Annotated in this window: 7 protein-coding genes; 3 read left to right on the top strand and 4 right to left on the bottom strand. The window is 54.6% G+C overall.

What is annotated here, in order from left to right; genetic code table 11:
* Nucleotides 1–98: 98 nt before the first annotated feature.
* On the bottom strand, nucleotides 99–542 hold the full coding sequence (locus WMO26_RS13090; protein WP_349221078.1) for an adenine nucleotide alpha hydrolase family protein: 444 nt from the start codon (nucleotides 540–542) through the stop codon (nucleotides 99–101).
* 359 nt (nucleotides 543–901) lie between these two features.
* Between WMO26_RS13090 and putP the strand changes: the two genes are divergently transcribed.
* Nucleotides 902–2,443 carry a sodium/proline symporter PutP gene (putP, locus tag WMO26_RS13095; protein ID WP_349221079.1) on the top strand — a complete coding sequence of 514 codons (1,542 nt, stop codon included), beginning with the start codon at nucleotides 902–904 and terminating at the stop codon, nucleotides 2,441–2,443.
* A gap of 389 nt (nucleotides 2,444–2,832) precedes the next feature.
* Here the strand turns inward: putP and WMO26_RS13100 are convergent, their stop codons facing one another.
* The 3 genes from WMO26_RS13100 to galE all read right to left on the bottom strand — a co-directional run bounded on the left by WMO26_RS13100 (nucleotide 2,833) and on the right by galE (nucleotide 6,568).
* The gene (locus WMO26_RS13100) at nucleotides 2,833–5,064 is read right to left on the bottom strand and encodes a heavy metal translocating P-type ATPase (protein ID WP_349221080.1); all 2,232 of its coding nucleotides are present in this window, start codon (nucleotides 5,062–5,064) and stop codon (nucleotides 2,833–2,835) included.
* An 88-nt stretch (nucleotides 5,065–5,152) separates the two neighbouring features.
* Entirely contained in the window at nucleotides 5,153–5,362 is a 210-nt protein-coding gene (locus tag WMO26_RS13105; RefSeq protein ID WP_349221081.1) for a heavy-metal-associated domain-containing protein, read from the bottom strand.
* Between the two features lie 183 nt (nucleotides 5,363–5,545).
* Nucleotides 5,546–6,568: a UDP-glucose 4-epimerase GalE gene (gene galE / locus WMO26_RS13110; RefSeq protein WP_349221082.1), complete on the bottom strand. Its 1,023-nt coding sequence runs from the start codon at nucleotides 6,566–6,568 to the stop codon at nucleotides 5,546–5,548.
* A 211-nt stretch (nucleotides 6,569–6,779) separates the two neighbouring features.
* Here galE and WMO26_RS13115 point away from each other — a divergent pair, with 211 nt between their 5' ends.
* Both WMO26_RS13115 and WMO26_RS13120 read left to right on the top strand, forming a co-directional pair.
* Nucleotides 6,780–7,457, top strand: coding sequence for an HD domain-containing protein (locus tag WMO26_RS13115; RefSeq protein WP_349221083.1), 678 nt, complete (start codon nucleotides 6,780–6,782; stop codon nucleotides 7,455–7,457).
* A 140-nt stretch (nucleotides 7,458–7,597) separates the two neighbouring features.
* Entirely contained in the window at nucleotides 7,598–8,482 is an 885-nt protein-coding gene (locus WMO26_RS13120) for an SPFH domain-containing protein (protein ID WP_349221084.1), read from the top strand.
* Nucleotides 8,483–8,510 lie beyond the last annotated feature (28 nt).

Consider the following 8,510-nt stretch of genomic DNA (forward strand, 5'->3'; position numbering starts at 1 on the left):
CCCCCCCCCCCCCCCCCCCCCCCCCCCCCCCCCGCTTCCCTTATTTACGTCAGGGGATTTTCCGCATTGCAGTCTTTTTCAATTGTGGCTCTTTCCCTTCATTTGCTCGACATGCTCACATGAGGGGCAAACTCGAAGGAAGGAGCCAGGGTAAACAACCGTCCGTCCGTGGATACCATGGTAATGGGAATGTCGGGGCACAGATTGTGCAGCACGCCGACGAATCCGGAGCCAGTGTCCTGCGGCATTCCGGTGACCAGGTGGCGCACACCGTATTTGCGCACATGTCCGGCCGTCATCAGCGCGGAGTCATCATGGAAATAGATGGTCATAGATGCGCCGTTTTCGGCGGCCGCATTATATAGGAATTCGAGTACCTCTCCTCTTTCTTGCACGCTTGTTCGGTCCGGCAGGACGCTTAAGACCTGCAAAGGCAATCCCATCAAATCTGCGAGCTGACGTCCGGCTTTGATTAACCGCTCGCAGGAGGGCTGATCGGTCACGCATACGAGGATGCCGGCTTTTTGTTGCAGCTTGCTCACGTCGATTCGCTCCTTTATGTAATGTGTTGGGTGGGTGACGGCGTTCTTTAAGAGCACGATTAAAGTATATGAGATAAATGTGAAAAATATTGTAACAAACCGTTTCTGTTGCATAAATAATTTTAATACCAGCTTGTGAATGTGTCATAATTCGTTCATAATTACTAAAAAGGGATTTGGAAAATTGCACAACACACAGAATGGGAGACGTTTTTGTGGAAGATTGGCGAAATTGCTTGTGCAAAGAGGAGAAATACGGTATAATACTCCTATCTTTTACCGCATTACTGCAATAATGCGGGTTCCTTCTGCTTGGGGAAAGGAAGAAGGAAAAGAGAAGATTGAAAGGAAGGGTGTACATGTCAAACACAACTTGGACCATCATTGCCTTTGTGATTTACACGGGTGTGATGATCGCCATCGGAGGGGTTTTCTACAAGAAATCCAGCAACCTGTCCGACTATTTTCTGGGAGGCCGTGGGCTCAATGCTTGGGTCGGCGCCCTGTCCGCCCAGGCATCCGATATGTCCGGTTGGCTGCTGATGGGCCTTCCCGGCGCCATCTACCTGATGGGCACCGGCCAGGTCTGGATTGCGGTAGGCCTGTGCCTGGGCACGCTGCTCAACTGGATTTTCGTCGCCAGCCGTCTGCGCCGGTATACCATCAAGTCGGGCAATTCCCTGACGCTGCCGGAATATTTTGAAAACCGGTTCCGGGATTCCAGCCGGATTTTGCGCACGGCGTCGGCCATCTTTATCATCGTTTTTTTCGCCGTGTATACTGCTTCCGCCTTTGTGGCGGGCGGCAAGCTCTTTGCCCAGGTGTTCGGGGTGGACTATCAGATCGCTTTGTTCATCAGCGTGATGGTTATCCTGGTGTACACCTTCCTGGGCGGTTTCCATGCGGTATGTTGGACCGATTTGATCCAGGGCATTATGATGCTTGTGGCCATCCTGGCGGTTCCGATCATTGCGCTGGCCGCCATAGGAGGCATCGAGTCGGTAACCGGCGCGCTGCCGGCCGACTTCCTCAACCCTTTCCGGGAGAACGGGGCGGATGTTTCCGCCATCTCCATCATCTCCCAGCTTGCCTGGGGCCTTGGCTACTTCGGTATGCCTCACATTCTGGTGCGCTTCATGGCCATCCGCTCCAACAAAGAAATCAAGCGCTCTCGCGTCATCGCCATGGTCTGGGTGGTTATCTCTCTGGCCTTTGCGGCGATCGTGGGTATTGTGGGCAAGGTATTTGTCCCGGACGTGCCTGGCGACGGCGAGACGGTTTTCATTCAGATGATCCAAAAGATCTTCATGGGCTTGGGCGGAGAACAGGCGATTGTACCGGTGGCCTTTATCGGCGGGCTGTTCCTGTGCGGCATTTTGGCGGCCATTATGTCTACGGCGGATTCCCAGCTGCTGGTGACGGCCTCCTCCATTTCGGACGATATTTACAAAGGCCTCATCAACAAAAAGGCCAGCGATGATTTTCTGGTCAAATTCAGCCGGGTAGCGGTCGTAGTGGTCGCGGTCGTGGCCTACTTCATAGCCCGCGACCCGGAATCCAGTGTCATGAACCTGGTGTCCAACGCCTGGGCCGGATTCGGCGCAGCCTTCGGCCCGCTGGTGCTGCTGTCTTTGTTCTGGCGGCGCACCACCCGCGGCGGCGCAGCGGCCGGAATCATCGCCGGCGGCTTGACTGTGATTTTGTGGGAATACATTCCGATGATCCCCATGGCGTCGGGTGTCGCCACTCTCTCCACCGCCACCGGACTTTATTCGCTGGTGCCTGGATTTGCCCTGTCGCTTGTGTGCATCGTTCTCTTCAGCTTCCTGACCAAGAAGCCCTCTGCGGAGATGCTTAAGGAATTCGATGCGGTCAAGAATATGGCCAAGAGCGAAGAATAAACGAACGAAGTACTGCGTTTGCATAGAAAAAAGCCGCCCTTTTATGAGAGGACGGCTTTTTTGCTTTGGCAAGCCTTTGGGAGGTGGTGCGTATGTCTGCTAGTGCTAATTTGTTTTTTATGAAAAAAACCAGTTTCATTATACATGAGTTTACCAGAAAATCGGAAATGATTCAATGAAATCGAATTTTATTTATTGAATTTAGCGATAAATGCGCTGAGTCTTGAAAAAGAGGATATGCTGCAAAACAGCCTTATTTCAGCAGCAGTGTTTCCAAAGCACCGTCCTCATGGTAAGTGGGAGCAAGGGAAGAAAGCACCGCGTTGACGTTTTACGACAAAGGCTGGTTCGGGAATTTCCCGAACCAGCCTAATTGGGACAAGATTTTCTTATTCTTTCACCTTAAAGGTATTCAGCCGCAATGCATTTAGTACCACCGACACCGAGCTTAACGACATGGCCGCGGCAGCGAACATGGGATTTAACAGAGGTCCGCCGAACAGATAAAGGAGCCCCGCCGCGATGGGGATGCCAACCGTGTTGTAGCAGAAGGCCCAGAACAGGTTCTGCCGGATGTTGCGGATGGTGGCGCGGCTGAGGAGGATGGCGGTTAATACGTCGTGAATGTCGCTCTTGACCAGCACCACGTCCGCCGACTCGATGGCAACGTCCGTGCCCGAGCCGATGGCAATGCCCACATCCGCCTGTGCCAGTGCAGGTGCGTCGTTGATGCCGTCACCTACCATGGCCACCGTTTGGCCCTGGTCCATGATTTCCTTGACCGTTTTCGCCTTATCCTGGGGCATGACTTCGGAGAGCACCTGGTCGATCCCCACCTGACCTGCAATGGCGGCGGCGGTGCGCCGGTTGTCGCCGGTAATCATCACCGTTTTGATCCCCGCCTTGTGAAGCTGTTCGATGGTCTTTTTGCTGCCTGGTTTGATGACATCTGCCACCGCCACCAGGCCCAAAAACCGTCCGTTTGCCGCCAGATACATAGGGGTCTTTCCCTCGTTTGCAAGGGCGGCGGCCTTGTCGTCGTAGGCAGCGGTATCCACCCCGTGCTTTTGCATGAGGGCGAGATTTCCGAGAATGACCGCCTGGTTTTCCACCGTGACCTGGATGCCCAAACCGGTCACTGCCTGAAAATTAGTGGTTTCCAGCAGAGAGAGTTTGCTTTCCTGGGCCGCGCGGATGATCGCCTCGCCCAAAGGGTGCTCCGACCCCTGCTCGGCCGAAGCCGCCAGCTGCAGCACCCGGTTTTGATCTACGCCTTCGGCGGTTACAACATCGGTCACATCCGGTTTTCCCTCAGTAATGGTGCCGGTCTTGTCAAAGACCACAGTGTTGACCTTATGGGTAATCTCCAGCGCTTCGGCGTTTTTAAAGAGAACCCCGTTTTCCGCGCCCTTGCCGGTCCCTACCATGATGGCGGTGGGTGTCGCCAGACCCAGGGCGCAGGGGCAGGCGATGACCAGCACCGACACGAACACCGTCAGCCCGAAGACGAAGCCTTCGCCCCCGATCCACCAGGCAATTCCGGCCAGCAGGCCGATGCCCAGCACCACCGGGACAAAGTAACCGGAAATCACGTCCGCCAGCTTTGCAATAGGCGCTTTGGAGCCCTGGGCGTCCTCCACCAGCTTGATGATCTGGGAAAGGGCCATGTCCTTTCCTACCTTGGTGGCTTTGAACTTGATAAACCCATTTTTGTTGATGCTGGCTCCTACCACCGAGTCCCCCGGCCCCTTTTCCACCGGCAGGCTTTCGCCGGTGAGCATGGATTCGTCGATGCTGGTGGAGCCCTCCACAATCTGACCGTCTACCGGGATTTTTTCGCCGGGCTTGACCAGCACCACGTCTCCCACCACAATCTCTTCAATGGGAATCTGCAGCTCCTGCCCGTCCCGCAGTACCAGGCCGGTTTTGGGCGCGAGGCCCATGAGCTTCTGGATAGCGTCCCCGGTTTTACCCTTCGAGCGCATTTCCAGAAACTTGCCCAGTAGCACCAACGTGATGATGGTGGCGGTGGATTCAAAGTACAGATTGTGGGCGGACATATGGTCCCCCTGAAAGATCAAATAGATGGAATAGAGGCTGTAGAGAAAGGACGCGGTGGTGCCGATGGCAATGAGGGAATCCATGTTGGGCCGGCCGCGGAAGAGGGAAGAAAACCCCACCGTGTAAAACTGGTACCCTGCGACGATGACCGGCAGGCAGAGCAGAAGCTGCACCACGCCGAACACCCGGGCGTCTTCCATCGGGTCGAGAAAATGGGGAAGGCCGATCATAGGCGCCATGGCGATGTACAGAAGAGGAAGGGTGAAGACTGCAGAGACAATCAGTTTCGTGCGGAAGATCACAACCTCCCTGTGCTTGCGCGCCTGGTTCTCCTCCGGCCGGTCGCGCTCCTCCTCAATCACGGAAAATCCGGTACTTTCGACAACTTTCCGTATATCCTGATCGGAAAATTCCTTTTCGTCATAGGTCACAGTAGCCCGTTCCGCCGCATAATTGACCACGGCGGAGGAAACCGCCGGTATTTTCTTAAAGGCTCGTTCCAGGCCGGTGGCGCAGGCGGCGCAGTGCATCCCGCCGATTTTCACAGAAGCCGTTTTCATCGGCAACCCTCCTATTACCCAGAGTAGATTTCGTCGAAAAATATCCTTTCTCCCTTCCCTTTTGAAGAGAAGAGAGAAAGGGTGCCCATTAACCTTCTACGGTAAAGCCAGTGTCCTCCACCGCTTTTTTGATCCGGGTCATGTCCAGAGCGTCTCCTTCAAAGGAAATTTTCGCGCAGTTGCTGGCCAGGTCCACCGCGGCGCTCTTCACCTCGGGCAGGTCCTCCAGCGCTGCCTCCACGCCCAGCGCGCAGCCGGCGCAATGCATGCCTCCAATGCGAATGGTAATACTGTTCATAGGTTTTCCCTTCTTTCTGTTATAAATAAGTATACCTAAATAGTATTATATTCCTTATTTTTAGTTTGTCCAGACTTACTCAAAATTATCCGCAAAAAAAGAAAGGCCCGGCAGGTTCCGCTTATGTCTTGCGAAACCCGCCGGGAACCTTATTCGAAAAGGGACGGCGCGGACAGTACACCGTCACTCGTTGTAGCCGTTTGGATTGTTCTTTTGCCACCGCCAGGTATCCCGGCACATGTCTTCCAGGTCCCGCTGGGCTTGCCAGCCCAGGACCGCCTTTGCCTTGGAGGGGTCGGAATAACAAGCGGGTACGTCGCCGCTGCGGCGGCCTACGATTTTATAGGGGACCGCGCTTCCGGTGACCCGCTCGAAGGCGTGCACAATGTCGAGCACGCTGTAGCCCACGCCGGTGCCCAGGTTGATGGCGTCGATTCCGGGGTTTGTGTTGAGCCACTGCACCGCTTTGACATGGCCCACCGCCAGGTCCACCACATGGATGTAGTCGCGCACACCGGTGCCGTCGGGCGTGGGATAATCGTCCCCATACACCGATAAGACGGGCAGTTTGCCGATGGCTACCTGAGAGATGTAGGGCATCAGATTGTTGGGGATGCCGTTGGGGTCCTCCCCGATGCGGCCGCTTTCATGGGCGCCGATGGGGTTAAAATAGCGAAGCAGCGCAATGTTCCAGGCGGGGTCGCTGACATACAAATCGCGCAGCATTTCTTCGATCATCAGCTTGGTGCGTCCGTAGGGGTTGGTAATGGTGGCGATGTCCACCGGGTCGGTTTCCCGTAGCGGCACCCGCTTGGGCGTACCGTAAACGGTGGCGGAAGAGCTGAACACCAGGTTTTTGACCCCGTGCTCCTTCATGACCTCCAGCAGGACTAGAGACCCGGTAAAATTGTTTCGGTAATAGGTCAAAGGCAGACGGACTGATTCGCCCACCGCCTTCCATCCGGCGAAATGGATAACCGCGTCGATTTGATGAGAGGAAAACACCTTGGAGAGTCCGTCCCGATCCAGAATGTCCACCTGATAAACAGGAAAATCACGGCCGGTGAGTTCCTTGACCCGCTTGGTAGCGACCGGACTGCTGTTGTAATAATTGTCTGCGACCACAATGTCGTAGCCGTTATTGAGCAGCTCGACGCAGGTGTGGCTGCCGATGTAACCGGCGCCGCCGGCAACTAGGATTGTCATGAATGCCATTCCTCCATTCGTCTATCCACTGTTATCAGAGTATTATTTTTTTCGTTTTCTGTCAATTACTATTCCCTCGTTTCCTATGGAAGATTGATGCACACACAAAGAAGAAAGCCTATTTGACAGGAAACAGGCTTATTCTTATAATAAATCGAAAGCCACGGGTATGCAAGAAAAAATGCGACGCGAAAAGAGAAGGAGGCGGCATATGGAACATTTTTACCGCACGGTGACCTATGAAGAAATCCGCAAAAATAAAGAGATCGGCGCCTATATCGAAGCGGCTAACGGGGTGCTGGGAGCCATCGGGTTTACCGAGCACGGCCTGCCCCACGTCTGCCGGGCGGCGGGAGTGGCCGCGAACCTTCTGCGGGAGCTGGGGTTCGAGGAACGCACCTGCGAGCTGGCCGCCATTGCCGGGTATCTGCACGACATCGGCAACACGGTCAACCGGGTGGACCACGCCCAGTCCGGCGCGCTGATGGCTTTTTCCATTCTATCCCGCCTGGGGATGCCGCCGGAGGAGGTGGCGGTGGTGGCCTCCGCCATCGGCCACCATGACGAAGGAACGGCTGCCCCGGTCAACGAGGTGGCGGCGGCGCTCATCCTGGCGGACAAAAGCGACGTGCGCCGCAGCCGTGTACGAAATAAAAGCGGCATTATGACCGATATTCATGACCGGGTCAACTACGCTGTAGAGCGTACCGAGCTGCAGGTCAGGCGGGAGGAAAAGGCAGTTTTGCTGCAAATGTCCATCGACACCGCCATCTGTCCGGTGATGGATTATTTTGAAATTTTTCTATCGAGAATGCTTTTGTGCCGTAAGGCCGCGGATTCTCTCGGCCTTACCTTCGAGCTGGTCATCAACCAATCCAGAATGCTGTAAGAGAAAGCAGACAAAGCACGGGATGCAGGCGAAAATGGCATAAAAACCGCAGAAAAGTGGGAATTCTTTCAGATTTGCTTGAAAAATGGAATAAAAAGACGTACAATATACCAATATAAGCAAAAATGAGGTGCTGTTATTTGGAAGTCTACATCGTAATTCCCATCTGCGTTTTGGTGTTGGCGTTCTTCTTTGCCGGCCTGCGCATGGACAAGGAATACCAGAGAGGCGTGATTTTCCGCCTGGGCCGGCTCAAAAGCTGCAAGGGCCCCGGCCTTTACTGGATCATCCCCTTCTTTGACCGGAGAGTACGGGTGGATCTGCGGGTTTCCATCATCAACATCGACAGCCAGGAGGTTGTCACCCGAGACAGCGTGACGGTCAAGATCAATGCAATTTTGTATTATAAGATCACCCGGCCGGAGCGCGTGGTGGTGATTGCCCATGATTATGAGCAAGCGATCGTTCAAATTGCGGTCACCACTTTAAAAAATGTAATCGGCCAGCATACTCTGGAGGAAATCCTCAGCGACCGCAAGGCCATCAACCGGGCCATGAAGGCAAACGTGGACGTGGTAGCGGGCGACTTGGGTTTGATGGTCAAGTCCATTGAGATGAAGGACATTGATATCCCGGTTGCTATGCAGAAGGCCATGGCTAAGGAAGCCCAGGCTATGCGCGAGCGCCGGGCGCGCATCATCAAAGCGGACGGAGAATATCAAGCGTCCCTGAAACTCAAAGCGGCGGCCGAAGAAATTGAGAGCAATCCCATTGCCCTGGAGCTGCGCCGAATTCAGATGGTGACGGAGGTCAGCTCCGACCAGAATACCCGCACCTTGGTGATGCCCAGTGATTTCGTGGAGATCGCTAAAACCATTTCAAACGGCATTGAAAGCGGCATTTTGGGTTCCGGCGTGGGCGGGAAGATCCATAGCAAAAAGATTCAGGAAAACGCGCAGAGCGTCCCGAAAGATCCGTCCCAAACGAAGACGGAGGGCAAAAAGAACCATACGGCTAAAGTCTGATGAGAAAGCGCCGCCGGCAATTCAGATC

The sequence above is a fragment of the Solibaculum intestinale genome (genome assembly GCF_040096205.1).
GTDB classification, from domain to species: Bacteria; Bacillota; Clostridia; order Oscillospirales; family Acutalibacteraceae; genus Solibaculum_A; species Solibaculum_A intestinale.